This is a genomic window from Gracilibacillus sp. JCM 18966 (assembly GCF_055392695.1).
Genome location: NZ_AP043883.1, coordinates 3,997,151 through 4,015,659, shown reverse-complemented (window position 1 = coordinate 4,015,659; position 18,509 = coordinate 3,997,151). Strand labels below are relative to the sequence as shown.

Here is an 18,509-nt window from a genome sequence, read left to right as displayed (position 1 = left end):
AGAAGAGGTAGGATAGTTTGAAGCAAAATCCATTGAAAACAAAAGCCGATGTCGAACAATTATTAATTGATTTATGGGGGAAATTGGAGCCTTATTATGATTCATTTCATTCTAGAATTCTTCCAGAGGGTGCCGGAGCAGCTTACTCTGATGAAGTAGCGGGAATGGAGTGTTTTTCTCGCGTTCTTTGGGGAGCTGCCCCCTTGTTAGCTCATCAAAAGAAGCCGGAGCTATGGCCAAGACACTTACAAGGAATCATGAATGGAACAAATCCAAATCATCAAGGGTATTGGGGGGATGTTCATGATTATGACCAAAGAATTGTCGAGATGGCTGCATTCGGTTATGCATTGTGTATTGCTCCAGATGAGATTTGGCATGTACTAGGAGAAAAAGAACAACAAAACCTTGTTAATTGGTTGTCTCAAATCAATCGATTTAAGGCACATGATTGTAATTGGTTGTTTTTCGCGGTAATCGTCAATATTGGTTTAAAGCAGGTTGGTGCCCCATATAGTAAAGAGAAAATAGAACAAAATTTAACAAGAATAGAGGACTTTTATATTGGAAATGGTTGGTATCAGGATGGAGAGATTGCCCATATTGATTACTACACCCCATTTGCCATGCATTATTACGGGTTGTTTTATGCAAAAGTGATGGAAAAGGATGATCCAATCCGTGCCAAAAAGTACAAAGGGCGAGCTGTCCTTTTTGCCAAGAAGTTTATCTATTGGTTTAGTGAAGACGGAAGAAGCCTACCCTACGGAAGGAGCTTAACCTATCGATTTGCACAAGCATCCTTTTGGAGTGCAATCGTTTATGCGGACGTTGAGGTATTTTCACTGGGGATTATAAAAGGAATTATTTTACGCCATTTACGTCATTGGATGAACCAAGACATCTTTCTCCCAGATGGCACTTTATCTGTTGGCTATCATTACCCTAATTTATTGATGGCAGAAAATTATAATGCACCAGGCTCCCCTTATTGGTCCTTTAAAATATTTCTTATTTTAGCATTACCTGATCATCATTATTTTTGGCGAGTAGCAGAAGAACCACTGCCTACTTTACCGGAGCGAGATATACAAAATGAACCAGGGTTTATTCTAGACCGAGAAAAGAATAGTAAACATGTCGTTGCGTTCCAAACAGGCTATGCGCATTCAAATGCTCACACCCATACTTCTGCAAAATATGAAAAATTCGCATATTCCACCCATTTTGGTTTTAGTGTACCACGTGCGGAGTGGGGCTTGGATCAAGGAGCGTTTGATTCGATGCTTGCTCTCAGTGAGCAAGATGAATTGTATCGAGTAAAACGTAATGTTGTGGAAAAGGAAGTGAAGGAGACCCACCTATATATGAAATGGCGTCCATGGAAGGATGTGATGGTGCAAACATGGATATTACCAGGATTACCTTGGCATGTTCGTGTCCATCAGATCAAGACAGAACGACCTTTAGACATTGCTGATGGTGGCTTTGCATTAGGCATAGATCATACTTCAGAAGAACAACTAGTAAAAGAAGGGGTAGGTATTGGTATGGTAAATGACAATGGGATGGTCGGTTGTATTGACTTAATGGATGAACACAAGGCCATCCTTATCCGTCCAAATGCCAATACAAATCTTTTATATAAGCGAACGGTTATTCCGACGATAACATCATCGATCCAAGAAGGGGAACATTTACTGATCCATGCTTTTTATGGACAGCCATCGACTAATGAGTTATCAGAATGGCAAAAAAGACCCTATAAAAAAGGAGATAGTATTTACTCTTCAGGTAAAAAGAAAATATTTGATATAGTAAAATCCCGGGGCTAGAATCCGGGATTTACTCTGTAAAACTATTAAAATGAACCATTTCTACTTTTGGCGAAAGCTTTTTAGGTGGCTTTGTTTCGGCTGGATAACCGAGACCGATAATGGCAACAACACGACGATCTTCAGGAATATTCAATATCTTTCGCGCATGATTTTCTCTACGAACAGATTCCTCTTCATCCTCTGCATGATAAATCGCACCAAAGGCTGCACCTAATCCTTGATTCACAGCCTCTAACCATGTATAACCAGATGCAATCGAAGTATCTTGGAGCCAATATTTACTTATATCCGGCCTACCAGTTATCGCAATGGCTGCCTTTGCTTCAGCGATCCATGGCATAAAGGGAGTCGTATCTTTTAATGCTTTAAGCTTTTCCGTATCTTTTATTACGATAATATCTTTTGAGGGGAGATTGTTTCCTGAAGGAGCATAGTAGGTCGCATCAATGACCTTTTCCAGTACTTCCTTCTCAATGGATCGATCTTCAAATTTTGTGATTTCACGACGTTTTTTTATCGCCTCTAATACATCCATTTCTTTTCCTCCTCATTCCTTTTTCTATATTTTAGCAAATAGCAAACATTAAATCTACTAAAACAATTGGAATAGAAGGAAAATGTTACTCTTATTCTTGATAGGTACCAATTACTTCAATTGCTTCCTCAACTAATGACATATCGATAATTTTATCAAAATCTAGCTCTTCTTGAATAGCACCCTGTTCCTTGTAAAATTCATACTGTTGAATCACATCCTCTTCAAAAATCGTACCATTTGGATTGAGTCCTGTTACGCCAGCTTGCACCCATTGTTCTTTATCCTTTAAAGCCGTATGATTTGCCATAATAGAGATTATCTCTTCTTCATCACCAGTACCTTTCATAAAAACATCATGATAATCACGTATACCTTCTAGATAGGCAGCCATAAAACGTACAGCAACATCACGACGATCTGTCAGAAATTTTGGTGACCCTAATACCATGGCAATTTGTGCTTTAGGTGCATAATCCGTTGCATCACCAAAGCGGGTATGAATACCTTTATTTTCACCCTGAGTAATTAATGGCTCTATTTGCAAGGCGAGATCAATCTGTTTATTACTCATCGCTGCCATCATGTTAGCAAAATCACTCATTAACACAAATTCTGTTTCATTTGGCGACACTCCTGCATGTTCAAGCATTTTATGATAGATATAATCATCTACTGCATTTTTCGTGGAGACTGCAATTCGTTTCCCTTTGACATCCTCATAATCTTTAATTTCGTCCTTTAAATCCTCTCTAACAACAAATGTGAAATACGAATTGCCTTTATTGTTGTGTCCTTTATCTGCAATAAATCGAACATCGATTCCTTGTGCAATGGAATTAAAGAAAGAGGCAGAGGAGACACCGCCCGCCACGTCGACTTCCCCTGCTGCAACGGCCGGGAGCATTTCATCACTATTGCCAAATGTAGCAAATTCTACTTCAATATTGTACTTCTCAAAATAACCTTTATCTTTAGCGATATAAAAGCCTGCACCAGAAGCTGATCCATCTTCTGCAATCACAACTTTCTCTGTTTTTTCTAATGGTGGAAGCTCTCCATCGGATGCTTTTTCTGCTTTAGGCTTTTCCTCCTGCTGACAACTCGTTAAACATAATATAGCCAAAATGCTTATAAGCAGACAACCAATGATTTTTTTCATCATCATTCCCCCAAAACTTATCTTGTTTGTTTTACTTCCTTCTGTAAATGCTCCCAAATTTCTAAGAAGGTATTGGTGATTTCAGGATCGGAGCGTACCTGTTCAATAGTTCTTGGTCTTTCCAACCTAATCGGGATATCCCTAACGATTTTGCCTGGCTGTGCGCTCATCAGTAAAATTCGATCACTTAATAGTAAAGCTTCATCGATACTATGTGTAATAAAAAGTACCGTTTTCTTCGTTTCCTGCCAAATAGATAAAAGCTCTTCTTGTAATATAAATTTATTCTGCTCATCTAGTGCAGCAAACGGTTCATCCATTAATAAAATCTCAGGGTCATTCGCAAAAGCTCTTGCAATGCTTACCCTTTGCTTCATTCCACCAGATAGTTCCTTTGGATAGAGCTTTTTGAAATTTATAAGACCGACTTTCCGTAAATAATGTTCTGTTTGTTCCTTTATATACGAGGAAGGTAGGTGGCGCATTTTTAATCCAAAGGCAACATTTTCTTCTACTGTAAGCCAGGGGATCACGCCATTTTCCTGGAATACCATAGATTGGATAGGGGTTTTGGATGATCCCTCTTGTTGAATGTTAACTTCTCCTGTAGTAGGTACTTCTAATCCTGCAAGAATTCGAAGTAAAGTGGTCTTTCCACAGCCACTCGGTCCTAGTAGACAGACAAATTCTCCTTCTTGAATCGACAAATGGATTTGATCCAAAGCCTCAATATATTTATTCCGTTTCTTGAACTTTTTGGATAATTGCTTGATTTGGATTTTTGACATCATCATCCCCCGTTTCAACCATTATTTCCATGGCAATAATTTTCGTTCGAGTCCTCTAAGTAATAGGGAAAATAAATAACCAAAAAACGATATAAGTACTAATCCTACATACATTTCTGGTAAAAGAAAGGCTTTATAATTCATCCAAATCAAGTACCCAATTCCAGAGGTTGCACCAATCATTTCTGCAGCAACAATCGTCAGTAATGCAATTGCCTGACCCATTTGAATCCCTTCAAGCATGACAGGTAGTGCCCCAGGTAGTGCGATTTTTAAGAAAAAATCCTTCGCACTTGCTTGATAGTTTTTTGCGACATCTAAGTAAATCCGGTCAATATTGGCAACTCCTGCAGCTGTATTAATTACAACAGGAAAAAATACACTGATAGCAATGGTTACTATTTTGGAAAACTCCCCAATTCCAAACAAGATTAAGATAATCGGTAGCATAGCTAAAGTTGGTATTGGCATGAAAATCATCACAATAGGGGAGAAGAAGTATTTAAAATGTTTATACATCCCCATTAATAAACCAATACAAATTGCTGGGAGCACCCCTAATAAAAAGCCTAACAAAATTCGCACAAGGCTTACTGAGACATGCTGAAATAGCTCTCCTGATTCCCCTAATTCGATTAAAGTTTGTAATATTACCGTTGGTGGCGGGAAAAATCTCGCATCTAAAATATTGGTTTGGGATAGAATTTCCCAAAGTAATAATAAAATGAGTGGGGAGGAGATGGTGATCAATTGTTGAATCGATAATTTTGTCTTCATAAACCTCTTCCTCTCTTATATGGTCATATTATGATAACCGCCCAAATAATGTGCATGAGAAAATGAACAAGAAAAAACCCGGATTTTTATCATATAGATAAAGTCCGGGTGGAGGTGCATTTGTTTATGATTATGTATATAAGGAGCTTACAGATTGTTGTTCGTATAATCGGATAATCGCTTCTGCTACTATTGGTGCTACGGTTAACTGGGTAAGCTTGTCGATTTTTTTATGCTCGGTTAATGGAATAGTATTAGTAACAATTAACTCTACTAAATTAGAAGCAGCAATTTTCTCTACAGCTATACCGGATAAAACCGGGTGTGTGGTACAAGCATAAACCTCTGTTGCACCATGTGCGTATAATGTCATTGTACTTGTCGTTATTCTACGACCTGTATCAATTATATCATCAATGATGATAGCGGTTTTTCCATTCACTTCACCTACAACATTAATAGTAGATGCATTATCTCTAGGCCCCCTTCGATCGACTATCGCAATAGGTGCTTTTAATTGATCTGCGAGCTGTCTGGCTCGTGATACACTGCTATGGTCAGGTGCCACAACAACTATGTCTTTTAGCTTTTTCTTTGACAGATATTCGCCAATAATTGGAACAGCTGTGATTGGATCAACTGGTATATTAAAGAATCCTTGGGCTTGAGGAGCGTGTAAATCAATAGAAATCATTCGGTTTGCCCCGGCCTTTTGGATTAAATCAGCAATCAGTTTTGCGGTTATTGGTTCACGGGCACGTGATTTTCGATCCTGACGGGCATATCCATAATATGGTATTACTACATTGATCGATCGAGCAGATGCACGTTTTAATGCATCAACCATGATTAGTAATTCCATTATGTGATCCTCTACAGGATCGTAAGTTGATTGGATGACATAGACATCACAACCACGAATACTTTCTTCAATATTAATTTGTATTTCGCCATCACTAAATGTTTTTACAGATGATTCGCCTAGTTCAATTCCGATATTATCAGCAATTTCTTTTGCGAGTTCTGTATTCGAATTAAGGCTAAATACTCTCAAATTAGTATTATGATAAGTATTGCTCAAGGAAAAAACCTCCTACTTTAGTGAAAATTTCAAATATAAAACAATTCATAGAAAATTTTATTGTAATTAAAAAAAGCTAACTACCTAATCATAAAGCAAAAGGCTCGAGGTGAAAAGTAATTCGTTGTTTTATTTCATCCTAAAATCACAACTGTCCACAAGCTCTCGTTACCCTTCTTTATCTCGGAGGAATCTTGAGGAATGTTAGCACCTCATGGATGGAATTCTTACCTTACCCCAAAATAACTAATTAATGTTCGAATTTGCTTTGTTTGTTCAGATAGTAGTGTTTTACTATTCTTCATACATTCCTGTAGGGATAGTGGTCGATTAGTGATAGAGAAGCATCCAGCAAATTTTTCGCGTAAACGTTCATTATTTTCACCTAAGCTACCTGAAAGTAATAGACATGGCTTCCCATATTGCTGAGAGAGATCAGCTACATGGCTAGGGGCTTTACCGAATAAGGTTTGTTCATCGCTTTTGCCTTCTCCAGTTATAACAAGATCTGCATTTGTGATCGCCTTTTTTAATTGAATTGCCTTAGCTACAAGGGAGGCACCAGATTCTAGTTGTCCATTTAAGACTAGAAATGCAAAGCCTAGGCCACCAGCTGCACCAGCTCCTGGGGTATTTTTCACGTTTATATTGAATTCCTTTTCTATAAGATTGGCAAAGTAATCTAATGCATCGTCAAAGTGTGTTATTTGCTCATCCGTTGCCCCTTTTTGCGGTCCATAGATTGCTGATGCTCCATTGTCTCCGCATAAAGGATTGTCGACATCACAAGCAATTTGGAAATGGGTATTTTTTAAGCGTGGATCAAGCTTTGATAAATTAATGGAGTGGATGTTTAACAGGTCTTGTCCAAAGGGACCGAGCTTCTTTCCATCTTCATCATATGCCTCTAATCCAAGTGCTTGTAGCATTCCAAGTCCACCATCATTAGTTGCACTTCCACCTAAACCAATAATAAATGAAGAACAACCTCTTTCTAAAGCATCTAATATCGCTTCTCCTATGCCATAAGTGGTGGTTAGGTTGGGATCTCTATCTTCTTCCTTTACTTGGATAATTCCTGCATGTAATGCGGTTTCAATGACTGCTATGTTTTCATCGATGATAGCATAATAGGTATCAATGGGATTACCTAATGGCCCGGATGTGGAAACAGATACAGCATTTCCATTAGTAGAAGACAGAATAGCCTCAATCGTTCCTTCACCACCATCAGCCATTGGCTTAATTGTAACAGTATCCTCAGCGATTTCCTCTAGAGCATTTTTTATTGTCATAGCTACCTCTGTAGCGGATAAACTTCCTTTAAAAGAATCTGGAGCAACTATTATATTCATGTTAATCCTCCTCGGACAGATTACGAACTTAATTCAAATTATACTGAAGGTAGCGCATACATACAACAAGTAACCCTAATATTTGAACAATAAAAAGAGAAGGTGTTATTTACCTTCTCGATCATACATGTACAATTCTCATTTTTAATTATTATGTTGAACAAAGCCTTGGCGTGCTTTTAATGATTTTCGCATTTCTAATAACATAATGGTAAAGGCAATATGTCCATATACTAGGTTAGCAAAGAATAGCATCCAAAGGTAACTTTCATGTGGTGCGATACCAACGGAAACAAATTTTATAAATGTATACCATGCACCTAAAATAAATGGAATTTGGAATAACGCTGTTTTTTTCCAGTTGTCACCCCAAAGTAAAAATGGTGTAAAGCTAAATATTAACAAGAATATCAATAATATATCCATCATGATCACCTCATAGGCAAATTAATTATTTGTAAGTGTTTCCAGTTACAGTATAACACACTTGTTCACAATTTTGTAACTTTTCCTTCAAAAAATAGACACATTTAATTTTCTAACTTACTAATTCTTTACCCGCCTATGAAAATAAAAAAACCTTTGAGCATTTAATTTATGCCCAAAGGTTTGAAAAGTGAATCAGCCAGTGTTGCGAAGACCTGCCGCAACACCATTGATGGTTAATAAAGCTTCCAACAATAATTCTTGATATTCTTCACTGTTTTCATCTGTGTTCCGTAGTTTAGAAATTAATTGAACCTGTAATTGATTTAACGGATCAATTAATGGATTACGTACACGTACTGATTCTTTAATATTTGTCTTATTATCAAGCAATTCTTCTTGTCCTGTAATTTTCAAAATAATATCTTTTGTTATATGATATTCCTCTTCAATTTGACCAAATATTCGGTCACGAATGTCAGGATCCTCGACCATGTTAGCATATTCTTTTGCTGTTTCAAGATCTGCCTTTGTAAGAGCCATTTGTAAATTATCTATTGTTGCCGTAAAGAATGGCCAGTGCTTATACATATTTTGTAAAAATTCTAAATTATTAGTTTCATCTAGATATTTTTTAAAGCCAGTTCCTGTCGCGAACCAGGCAGGTAACAACTGTCTTGATTGAGTCCATGCAAATACCCAAGGAATGGCGCGTAGATCTTCCAAATTATCGCTACCTTTACGTTTCATTGGACGAGAACCAATATTTAGATCACCAAGCTCATGCAATGGTGTTGCTTGATTAAAGTATTTAATAAATCCTGGTTCATCAAATACTAGGGATTGATATTTTTTCAAGGCATATTCTGAAATGATGCCCATTGCTTGTTCTTCTTCTGGAGTTGGTTGCATAGTAGAGCTTTCATCATTGATACCGAGAATACCTGTAATTAAAGTAGATGTGGCTTGCTCTAGACTTCGGTAAGCAATGTCTTCTAAAAGGTATCTAGATGATAATACTTCTCCCTGTTCAGTTATTTTTACACCATCTCCAAGTGTAACAGGAGGCTGTGATAATAGACTTGAATAAAGTGGACCACCACCACGTCCAAGCGAACCGCCACGTCCATGGAAGAATTTTAGCTTCACTCCATATTTAGATGCAATAGCGTGAATTTCTTGCTGTGCACTATAAAGTTCCCAATTTGCTGTAATATTTCCTCCATCTTTACTACCATCTGAATACCCGAGCATGACCTCTTGATGGTTGCCACGAGCTTCAATATGCTTACGATATAAAGGAATATCTAATAGCTTTTGAATCATTTCTGGACCATTCTTTAAATCATCAATGGTTTCAAGTAGTGGGGCAATGTGTATACGACTTACTACTTTACCATCAGGATACACGCGATATAGTCCTGCTTCTTTTGCTAATACAAGTACCTCTAATAAGTCACTGACATTGTCTGTCATACTGATTAAATAGACTTCAATTGCACGTAATCCAAAGGTGTCCTGAGCCCGTTTTATCATACGGAAGGTATCAATTACCTCTAATGTTTCCGGTGTGAACTCATCATATATCGAGATCATAGGACGAGGATTTTCTAAAACACTGATTAAAGTTTGTACCTTTTCTTCTTCACTTAGGTTTTTATAATTATCTGTAATGCTTACATTATTAAAAATTTCTGTCAGTGCTGCTTCATGCTCACCACTATGGTTACGTATATCTAATGATGCTAAATGAAATCCAAATAAATCTACCTGGCGAGCAACTTTTCTTAATAATTTAACCGGATTCTTGTTTGGGTGATGCAGTTTCATACTATCACGAATAAGATTAAGATCTGCTAAAAGCTCCTCTGATTCGGAATATCCTCGTTCATCATCCTGTTCAGTATAGGCTAATTTTTTAAGCATATAAGCTAATTTAACGCGATACACTTCGTCTTCCTTATGCCATCCTTCTTCTCCTAAAGCTTTTTTATCTAACTCTATGGATTCACGAAGCTCCTTACTCACTTCAATCTTCGTATCAGAATGACTCAAACGATCCTTTAAGATGGTTAGTGAATCTTTATATTTTTTAAGGACTAATCGACGATGACGTTTAATGGTTTCGAATGTAGTAGTTGCTTTTACAAAAGGATTTCCGTCTCGATCTCCACCGATCCATGAACCAAATCGGAGAAAGGATGGAATGTTCCAACGTTGATTATATTTTTCAAAAAGAAGATCTTCTAAATCATCGTGAATTCTAGGTAATACATCAAATAAGACATGATAGAAATAATAAAGACCGTTGGATACTTCCTTCATTACAGAAGGTTTTTTCTGCCTAATTTCTTGTGTTTGCCAAAGAATGGTAATTTCATTATAAATTTTCTCTTTAATCAATTTTTTCTCATATCGTGTATAAGAATAATCCCAAGCAGTTAATAGTTTTGCAATCCGTTTATGGATTTGTAGTATCGTTCTTCTAGTTGCTTCTGTTGGGTGTGCTGTCATAATTAATTCAAGAGAAAGCTTATCTAATAATTCAGTGATTTGTTCAGGGGTTACGTTATTATCAACTAATTGCTTCACACCCGCTTCAAGTGAACCAGGCTGTATGATGTTGGCATCTTGAGCCTGATATTCGCGTCGACGACGAGTCCGGTAGTTCTGTTCCGCAACATTGATTAAATGTAAGTGAATAGAAAACGCTCGAATTACATTTTGACGTAAACTAGGATCAAGGGATTGGATTGCTTCCTTAATTTCTTTTTGTGTTGCCTGGGTACTAGTATCACGAACATTTGTAGAAAGTTCACGGATTTTCTTGATTTTATCTAATAATTCTTCTCCGCCTTCATGTAATAAGACATCATCTAAAATTTTCGTTAAGTACTCCACATCTTTAAGTAAGGAAATTGTTTTCTCGTCAGATTTTACTCCCATTTATCCCACTTCCTTTCAAAAATATTGTTGTATGATATGGAACATTTCGTAAAAATTAAGTACGAATTGTTGATCGTCCTTGCGCGAAAATCGCACAACGTTTCATTGGTTGGAGTTGGATAGAGGAATTGGCTTAGAAATGAATATAAATAGACACCTTTACTATCATAACATGAATTTGTCGAATTGAATAATTTTTCGCTACCACAGCTAGAAGAATCATGTATAATCAAGGGGAAAGAAAAACAGGAACATTACTAGTTTAAGCTAAAACGAATGGTTGCGCAAATATTTTTTATTGGGAATATTCAGAAATTTCCCTAATTAATAGAGAAAAAGTGAAGGTAGAATTGGAGTTGTAATCATTGATAAAATTATCTGGAGTCTTACCAGCAGCAAGAAAAATGAAGGATTTTGAAAGAATAGCCCATAGTAATTTCGAAATCTTAATTTTACTTGAAACGAGAATAGCTCAAATTCATCAAATGGTGAATTATGCACATAAACGGGGAAAAAAGGTTTTAGTTCATACCGATTTGATTAATGGTTTAAAAGTAGATCGTTACGGAATGGAATACTTAATTCGTGTCGTAAAAGTCGATGGTGTGATATCTACACGTGCTAATGTAATAGCATTAGCTAAAAAGAATGAAGTAATAGCGATTCAACGGTTATTTGCATTGGATAGCCTTGCTTTGCAAAATAGTAAAAGATTAGTCGAACAATCCAAACCGAATTATGTCGAAGTCCTTCCAGGTATTATACCTTCCGTAATAGAAGAAGTCGCTGTGGACACTGGAATTCCGGTTATAGCAGGTGGCTTAATTAATACAAAAGAACAAGTCAATCAAGCCTCTAATGCAGGAGCTATTGCTGTCACAACCTCGAATAATGCTTTGTGGGAATTTGAATTCTAAATAAGGGATGGATTTCAAACAAAAAATAGGATTGACAGCGTTTTATTTATAAGTTATGCTTAGAAGCAACAAGTTAACGAATGTGTTGGAGAAATGGAGTCCACACTGCAATATTTAGTACTTCCTTGGGGGAAGTATGGATATTGTTAGTGTGGACTTTTTTTGTACTCTAACTAATTTCGTGTTATGACTTGTAATTTTAAGGGTAATTTAAACTATAAGGGGTGAGTAAAGTGTCTGAATTTGTGGCAGAATTAATTGGAACTATGATCCTCATTATTTTCGGTGGAGGAGTAGTTGGTGGAGTAGTGTTAAAAAAGACAAAAGCGGAAGGTGCTGGATGGGTAGTGATTACGATTGGCTGGGGGTTAGCTGTGGCAATGGCAGTTTACGCTGTTGGTAATGTTTCCGATGCGCATGTAAATCCTGCCGTGACCTTAGCGTTCGCAGCGATAGGTGAATTTCCTTGGTCAAAAGTGCCGACTTATATTACAGCTCAGCTAATAGGTGCTTTTATTGGTGCAGTTATTGTATTTCTTCAATATCTTTCTCATTGGGGCAAAACAGAAGATAAAGGGGCAAAGTTAGCTGTTTTTTCAACAGATCCTGCAGTAAGAAGTCTGCCATCCAATTTATTAAGTGAAATGATCGGTACATTTGTATTAATTATGGGGCTTTTGTTCATTGGTGCTAATGATTTTACAGACGGTCTCAATCCAGCAATCGTAGGGTTATTAATTGTTGCGATCGGAGTGTCTTTAGGTGGAACAACTGGCTATGCTATAAACCCAGCAAGAGATCTAGGTCCACGAATTGCCCATGCAGTATTACCTATTATCGGCAAAGGGTCCTCAGATTGGGGTTATGCCGCCATACCAGTATTTGGTCCGATTATTGGTGGTGTTTATGGCGCCGTATTTTATAATGCGTTCTTCGTAGGGGAAATAACAGCATTATTTTGGATCATGTCAGCTGTTGTGTTAGTAATTGTTATAGTAGCTGTCTCTAAAGAATTAAGAAAAAATAATACAAACATAGCAGAAAAAGCCAGTGACAAGGTTGTATAAAGACATTTAATATAGAGGATTTTTACGATACGAGGAGGAATTAAAATGGAAAAATACATTTTATCGATTGATCAAGGTACGACAAGTTCAAGAGCAATTATTTTTAACAAAAAAGGCTCGATTGTGGATGTTGCACAAAAAGAATTTGAGCAGTTTTTTCCAAAATCGGGATGGGTAGAGCATGATGCGAATGAAATTTGGACCTCTGTTTTATCATGTATCGCAGAAGTTCTGAGAAAATCAGATATTGAGGCAAACCAAATCGAAGGTATTGGAATTACGAATCAACGAGAAACAGCAGTTGTTTGGGATCGACATACTGGAAAGCCAATTTATAAGGCAATTGTATGGCAATCACGTCAAACAGAAGATATATGTCGAAGATTAAGAGAAGCAGGACATCAAGATCTTTTTCGTGATAAAACAGGTTTACTAATCGATGCTTATTTTTCTGGAACAAAAGTGAAATGGATCCTTGACAACGTGGAAGGCGCAAGAGAAAAGGCCGATAATGGAGATTTATTATTCGGGACAATTGACACATGGTTGATTTATAAGCTAACTGGCGGAAAAGTACATGTTACCGATTACTCTAATGCTTCTAGAACACTAATGTATAACATTTATGATTTGAAATGGGATGAACAGCTACTCGATATTCTAGGGGTTCCATCTAGCATGCTTCCTGAAGTAAAATCCTCCTCAGAGGTGTACGGCGAGACCGTAGATTACCATTTCTTTGGTCAAAATGTACCGATTGCAGGAATTGCTGGGGATCAGCAAGCAGCATTATTCGGTCAGGCATGCTTCGAAAAAGGAATGGTGAAAAACACGTATGGAACAGGGTGCTTCATGTTAATGCATACAGGTGAAGAGCCAGTGAAGTCTGACCACGGATTATTAACAACCTTAGCTTGTGGTGTTGACGGCAAAGTGGAGTATGCATTAGAAGGAAGTATTTTTGTAGGTGGTTCTGCAATTCAATGGTTAAGAGATGGATTAAGAATGTTTAAAGATGCAAAACAGTCTGAAAAGTATGCGACAAGAGTAGAATCAGCAGATGGTGTTTATGTTGTTCCTGCTTTCGTTGGTCTAGGTACACCATATTGGGACAGTGATGTACGTGGAGCAGTTTTCGGATTGACACGAGGTACACAAAAAGAACATTTCATCCGTGCAACACTTGAATCGATTGCCTACCAAACAAAGGATGTACTTGCTGCCATGAAGGATGATGCAGGTCTTGAAGTAAAATCATTCAGAGTAGATGGTGGTGCTGTTGCAAATAATTTCTTAATGCAATTCCAGAGTGACTTAGTGGATCTTCCTGTAGAAAGACCAAAGGTAATCGAAACAACGGCATTGGGTGCAGCTTATTTGGCTGGATTAGCTGTAGGCTATTGGAAGGATCGCGAGGAAATTCAAGCACAATGGCAAATGGACAAAAGATTTAGTAGTGAAATGAACGATCAAGACAGACAAAAGCTGTACTCAGGATGGAAAAAGGCAGTAGAAGCAGCCAGAGTATTTAAATAAAAACAAAAAGAAGGGGACATCTATTATGACTTTTTCTAGTTTGAATCGCAAAAATACTTACCAACAAATGAAGGAGACGCCGCTTGATATGATTATTATTGGTGGCGGAATAACTGGAGCAGGTATCGCACTAGATGCTGCTCTACGTGGCCTTCGTGTAGCCGTTTTTGAAATGCAAGATTTTGCTGCGGGTACATCAAGTAGATCAACAAAGCTTGTTCATGGAGGACTTAGGTATTTAAAACAATTTGAAGTAAAAATGGTTGCAGAGGTCGGCAAGGAAAGAGAAATTGTCTATGAGAACGGACCTCATGTTACCACACCGGAATGGATGATGCTTCCATTCTATGAAAAGGGTACATTTGGCCCGTTATCCACTAATATTGGACTAAGGGTGTATGATTTTTTAGCAGGGGTTAAAAAATCAGAAAGAAGAAAAATGTTTAATAAGCAAGAGGCACTCAAGCGTGAACCACTTTTAAAAAGTGAAGGTCTAAAAGGTGCAGGTTATTATGTGGAGTACAAAACTGATGACGCAAGATTAACAATGGAAGTAATGAAAAAAGCGGTAGAAAAGGGAGCACTTGCTCTGAACTACGCAAAAGTAGATGATCTTATCTATGAAGATGGCAAGGTTATTGGTGTTCAGATTAAGGATCAGTTAAATGATGAGACCCATCATATTCATGGGCAGTACATTGTCAATGCCTCTGGTCCGTGGGTGGATACAATTAGAGAAATAGATCAATCGAAAAAAGGAAAGACACTTCAGCTGACAAAAGGAATACATCTTGTTTTTGATCAATCAAAATTTCCATTGCAACAAGCGATCTATTTTGATACGCCTGACGGTAGAATGGTATTTGCCATACCACGAGATGGGAAAACGTATGTTGGAACGACAGATACAGTATATAAAGGCGATATTGCCCATCCAACAATGACCGAATCAGATCGTGACTATGTAATAAATGCTATTCAGTTTATGTTCCCGAACCTAGATATTTCTTCACAAGATGTGGAATCAAGCTGGGCAGGACTAAGACCTCTCATTTATGAAGAAGGTAAAGACCCTTCTGAGATTTCTAGAAAGGATGAAATATTCGAATCAAGCTCTGGTCTTATCTCAATAGCTGGAGGAAAACTAACTGGATATCGCAAGATGGCAGAGGATGTAGTAAAAGTAATTGTTGATAAAATGATTGAAAAAGAAAAAAGGGTATTTAAGCCGAGCAATACGAAGCATTTACCAATTTCAGGTGGAGATGTTGGTGGTTCAAAAGGCTTTGTGGCTTATGCTAAAGAACAGGTTAAGGACGGAATGAAGATAGGGCTAACCAAGGAAGAGACAAAACTTCTTATCCTTCGCTATGGATCTAATGTTCCAAAATTATTTGACTATTATAAGAAAGCTTTAGAGGATGATTCAGACATTCATCCTGTAACAAAGGCAATGCTTCTGTATAGTATAGAGCACGAATTAACGTGTAAACCTGTTGATTTCTTTATTCGAAGAACAGGAGCGCTTTTCTTTGACATCAACTGGGTTCAGCAGGAAAAAGATGCTGTTACAGATGAAATGCAACATATTTTTAAATGGACAGATGAGCAAAAGGATGTGTATACGAAAGAGCTTGAAAATCTCTTATATGAAGCAGTACACCCAACAAATGAATAACCCGAATTGCCGAATTGGGGTTGGGACATAACTAAACAGCAAGCGCTATAATCCGAACGTTATTCTGCTTTAGCGTAGTCAAAATACGGAGACTCCTGTGGGAACAGCACGAGCTGAAGATCCACTTTGCAAAGCGGTTTTCTTTGCAAAGTTAGCTGAAGCCGTGCCCGCGGAAAGCGGAGTATTTTGACGGAGCGGTATCCGTGCAGAAATATTAACGTTCGGGTTTTCCTTTCTTTACTTACTCTTTCGTCCCAGCTTCATCATTATCAAGTAGGAACAGATACTTTAAAAGTGGAAAAAACATCTAAATTCCGATACGATGAAAGAAAATGAAAGTAGAGGTGAAGCGGATTGAAAAAAGTAATAAATGATCCAAATCATGTTGTCGATGAAATGATTACTGGATTAGTAACAGCTTATCCGAAGCTTTTGAAAAGGCTTCCGAATACAAATGTAGTTGTACGAACTGATGCTCCAGCTGAAAGAAAAGTTGGTATTGTAAGTGGAGGTGGAAGTGGGCATGAACCAGCCCATGCAGGTTATGTGGGAAAAGGAATGTTAGATGCTGCTGTAGTAGGGGAAGTGTTTACCTCTCCAACTCCAGATCAGGTGTTAGAAGCGATCAAAGCAGTTGACAGTGGGAAAGGTGTTCTTTTAGTTATTAAAAATTACACCGGAGATGTGATGAACTTTGAAATGGCCAAAGAAATGGCTGAAATGGAAGGGATCCAAGTAGATCAAGTCATTGTTAATGATGATGTAGCTGTAGAAGATAGTACCTTTACTATAGGTAGAAGAGGAATAGCTGGAACTGTATTTGTTCACAAGATAGCGGGGGCATTAGCAGAAAATGGTGCCTCACTTGAAGAAGTAAAGAGCATTGCGGAAAAAACAATTGCGAATGTTCGCTCTATGGGGGTTGCCTTATCAGCTTGTACGGTACCAGCAGCTAGTAAACCAAGTTTTACATTAGCAGAAAACGAGATGGAAATTGGAATTGGAATACATGGAGAGCCAGGTATTGAACGCGTTCCGTTAAAACCCGCTGATCAAATAACGGAAATTTTAGTCAACAAAATCTTATCGGATATAGATTATGAAAGAAGCGAGGTTGCAGTAATGATCAATGGATTGGGAGCTACACCAGAAATGGAGCTACACATTGTCTATCGAAAGCTCTCAGAACTTTTAGGCAATAAGGAGATTAAAATCTTCCAAACATGGGTAGGAGAATATATGACATCTTTAGAAATGGCAGGATTTTCGATAACCTTATTAAAATTAGATCAAGAATTGAAAAATCTCTTAACACGAAAAGTAAAAACGATAGCATTTCACGTTTAATAGGAGGATATTATGATCATTTTAACAGTCGATCAAGCAGTCGAATGGATGAAAGAAATACAAAAACGAATGGATGAGCACAAAGAGCAATTAACGGTACTAGATCAAGCAATTGGTGATGGTGATCATGGAATCAATATGACTCGTGGTTTTACAGAGGTAACTGCCAAGATCCATCATGTAAACTATGATTCGGTTTCCGATGTATTAAAAAGTGCAGCAATGACACTGATGGCAAAAGTTGGAGGTGCATCTGGACCACTCTATGGAACAGCATTTTTAAAAATGTCCGTTGCGATGCAAGGGAAAGATGTGGACGAGCATGTTTTTAAGCAGGCAATTAAAGAAGCAGTCGATGGGATTCATTCACGAGGTAAAGCAGATTTTGGTGAAAAAACAATGTATGACGTTTGGTCACAAGTAGCTGATTTTTTAGAGGAAGAAGAGGTAAACGATTGGGGTGGCATGGTAGAAGTTTGCCAAGCAACTATTGAGGATACTAGAGAAATGATAGCAACAAAAGGTCGCGCCTCTTATCTAAAGGAACGATCTAAAGGACATGTTGATCCTGGTTCCATGTCATCACTGTATATTTTTGAAGCTTTAGTCGAAGTATTGGAATTGGAGGGATGAAGATGTCTGGTAAAGCTGGGATCATTATTATTTCTCACAGCTTCGAAATAGGTGAAGGAATCAAAAAGCTGATTGATCAAGTGATTGAAGATGTGCCAATCGCTCTTGCATGTGGGACAGAGAATGGCGAAATTGGAACGAGTATGGAAAGGATACAATCAGCAATCGACCAAGTCGGCAATGAGAATGGAGCTGTTCTACTCTATGATTTAGGTAGCGCCAAAATGAACGCAGAAATGGTACTGGAATTAGTCGATAGGAACAATCTACAAATAGCGGAGGATGTGCCACTAGTAGAAGGCTCTTATATCGCAGCGGTGGAAGCAAATCTGGGGAAAACAGTAGAAGAAATTATGGTAAGTTTGGATAAGCTGAAAATAGACCAATCTTCATGAATTTATAAAACTATAATATCCCCCACTA

General features: G+C 37.7%; 16 protein-coding genes. 8 read left to right on the top strand and 8 right to left on the bottom strand.

The window, feature by feature from the left end:
* Window positions 1-17: 17 nt before the first annotated feature.
* On the top strand, window positions 18-1,835 hold the full coding sequence (locus tag ACZ5N5_RS19540) for a DUF2264 domain-containing protein (RefSeq protein ID WP_464372959.1): 1,818 nt from the start codon (window positions 18-20) through the stop codon (window positions 1,833-1,835).
* Between the two features lie 10 nt (window positions 1,836-1,845).
* Here ACZ5N5_RS19540 and ACZ5N5_RS19535 read toward each other — a convergent pair whose 3' ends face one another.
* The 8 genes from ACZ5N5_RS19535 to ppc form a co-directional block, all read right to left on the bottom strand.
* The gene (locus ACZ5N5_RS19535) at window positions 1,846-2,373 is read right to left on the bottom strand and encodes a nitroreductase family protein (protein ID WP_109983648.1); all 528 of its coding nucleotides are present in this window, start codon (window positions 2,371-2,373) and stop codon (window positions 1,846-1,848) included.
* 91 nt (window positions 2,374-2,464) lie between these two features.
* Window positions 2,465-3,535, bottom strand: a complete 1,071-nt coding sequence (locus ACZ5N5_RS19530; protein ID WP_109983647.1) for an ABC transporter substrate-binding protein — start codon at window positions 3,533-3,535, stop codon at window positions 2,465-2,467.
* A 17-nt stretch (window positions 3,536-3,552) separates the two neighbouring features.
* Window positions 3,553-4,323: an ABC transporter ATP-binding protein gene (locus ACZ5N5_RS19525; protein ID WP_054787260.1), complete on the bottom strand. Its 771-nt coding sequence runs from the start codon at window positions 4,321-4,323 to the stop codon at window positions 3,553-3,555.
* A 21-nt stretch (window positions 4,324-4,344) separates the two neighbouring features.
* A complete protein-coding gene (locus ACZ5N5_RS19520) occupies window positions 4,345-5,100 on the bottom strand; it encodes an ABC transporter permease (RefSeq protein ID WP_109983646.1) in 756 nt (251 codons plus the stop codon).
* A gap of 130 nt (window positions 5,101-5,230) precedes the next feature.
* The gene (locus ACZ5N5_RS19515; RefSeq protein ID WP_109983645.1) at window positions 5,231-6,181 is read right to left on the bottom strand and encodes a ribose-phosphate diphosphokinase; all 951 of its coding nucleotides are present in this window, start codon (window positions 6,179-6,181) and stop codon (window positions 5,231-5,233) included.
* Between the two features lie 227 nt (window positions 6,182-6,408).
* Window positions 6,409-7,536: a glycerate kinase gene (locus ACZ5N5_RS19510; protein WP_109983644.1), complete on the bottom strand. Its 1,128-nt coding sequence runs from the start codon at window positions 7,534-7,536 to the stop codon at window positions 6,409-6,411.
* Window positions 7,537-7,680: 144 nt separating this feature from the next.
* Entirely contained in the window at window positions 7,681-7,962 is a 282-nt protein-coding gene (locus ACZ5N5_RS19505) for a spore morphogenesis/germination protein YwcE (protein WP_464372958.1), read from the bottom strand.
* A gap of 195 nt (window positions 7,963-8,157) precedes the next feature.
* The gene (gene ppc / locus ACZ5N5_RS19500) at window positions 8,158-10,908 is read right to left on the bottom strand and encodes a phosphoenolpyruvate carboxylase (RefSeq protein WP_109983643.1); all 2,751 of its coding nucleotides are present in this window, start codon (window positions 10,906-10,908) and stop codon (window positions 8,158-8,160) included.
* A gap of 365 nt (window positions 10,909-11,273) precedes the next feature.
* Here ppc and ACZ5N5_RS19495 point away from each other — a divergent pair, with 365 nt between their 5' ends.
* From ACZ5N5_RS19495 to dhaM, 7 genes are all read left to right on the top strand, one after another.
* On the top strand, window positions 11,274-11,825 hold the full coding sequence (locus ACZ5N5_RS19495; protein ID WP_109983642.1) for a glycerol-3-phosphate responsive antiterminator: 552 nt from the start codon (window positions 11,274-11,276) through the stop codon (window positions 11,823-11,825).
* Window positions 11,826-12,058: 233 nt separating this feature from the next.
* Entirely contained in the window at window positions 12,059-12,892 is an 834-nt protein-coding gene (locus ACZ5N5_RS19490) for an MIP/aquaporin family protein (RefSeq protein ID WP_277678466.1), read from the top strand.
* Window positions 12,893-12,937: 45 nt separating this feature from the next.
* Window positions 12,938-14,428 (top strand): glycerol kinase GlpK, encoded by a 1,491-nt coding sequence (glpK, locus tag ACZ5N5_RS19485; protein ID WP_109983640.1) that lies wholly within the window; start codon window positions 12,938-12,940, stop codon window positions 14,426-14,428.
* Between the two features lie 25 nt (window positions 14,429-14,453).
* Window positions 14,454-16,106, top strand: coding sequence for a glycerol-3-phosphate dehydrogenase/oxidase (locus tag ACZ5N5_RS19480; protein WP_464372957.1), 1,653 nt, complete (start codon window positions 14,454-14,456; stop codon window positions 16,104-16,106).
* Between the two features lie 354 nt (window positions 16,107-16,460).
* Window positions 16,461-17,453 (top strand): dihydroxyacetone kinase subunit DhaK, encoded by a 993-nt coding sequence (gene dhaK / locus ACZ5N5_RS19475; protein WP_464372956.1) that lies wholly within the window; start codon window positions 16,461-16,463, stop codon window positions 17,451-17,453.
* A 12-nt stretch (window positions 17,454-17,465) separates the two neighbouring features.
* Window positions 17,466-18,086: a dihydroxyacetone kinase subunit DhaL gene (gene dhaL, locus ACZ5N5_RS19470; protein WP_054787151.1), complete on the top strand. Its 621-nt coding sequence runs from the start codon at window positions 17,466-17,468 to the stop codon at window positions 18,084-18,086.
* A 2-nt stretch (window positions 18,087-18,088) separates the two neighbouring features.
* Window positions 18,089-18,481: a dihydroxyacetone kinase phosphoryl donor subunit DhaM gene (gene dhaM, locus ACZ5N5_RS19465; RefSeq protein WP_054787150.1), complete on the top strand. Its 393-nt coding sequence runs from the start codon at window positions 18,089-18,091 to the stop codon at window positions 18,479-18,481.
* The last annotated feature ends 28 nt before the right edge of the window (window positions 18,482-18,509 follow it).

Bases quoted from the DNA above. Each gene is read 5' to 3' on its own strand.
- ACZ5N5_RS19535 (WP_109983648.1), bottom strand. From the start codon at position 2,373: ATGGATGTATTAGAGGCGATAAAAAAACGTCGTGAAATCACAAAATTT.
- ACZ5N5_RS19530 (WP_109983647.1), bottom strand. From the start codon at position 3,535: ATGAAAAAAATCATTGGTTGTCTGCTTATAAGCATTTTGGCTATATTA.
- ACZ5N5_RS19525 (WP_054787260.1), bottom strand. From the start codon at position 4,323: ATGTCAAAAATCCAAATCAAGCAATTATCCAAAAAGTTCAAGAAACGG.
- ACZ5N5_RS19520 (WP_109983646.1), bottom strand. From the start codon at position 5,100: ATGAAGACAAAATTATCGATTCAACAATTGATCACCATCTCCTCCCCA.
- ACZ5N5_RS19510 (WP_109983644.1), bottom strand. From the start codon at position 7,536: ATGAATATAATAGTTGCTCCAGATTCTTTTAAAGGAAGTTTATCCGCT.
- ACZ5N5_RS19505 (WP_464372958.1), bottom strand. From the start codon at position 7,962: ATGGATATATTATTGATATTCTTGTTAATATTTAGCTTTACACCATTT.
- ppc (WP_109983643.1), bottom strand. From the start codon at position 10,908: ATGGGAGTAAAATCTGACGAGAAAACAATTTCCTTACTTAAAGATGTG.
- glpK (WP_109983640.1), top strand. From the start codon at position 12,938: ATGGAAAAATACATTTTATCGATTGATCAAGGTACGACAAGTTCAAGA.
- ACZ5N5_RS19480 (WP_464372957.1), top strand. From the start codon at position 14,454: ATGACTTTTTCTAGTTTGAATCGCAAAAATACTTACCAACAAATGAAG.
- dhaL (WP_054787151.1), top strand. From the start codon at position 17,466: ATGATCATTTTAACAGTCGATCAAGCAGTCGAATGGATGAAAGAAATA.
- dhaM (WP_054787150.1), top strand. From the start codon at position 18,089: ATGTCTGGTAAAGCTGGGATCATTATTATTTCTCACAGCTTCGAAATA.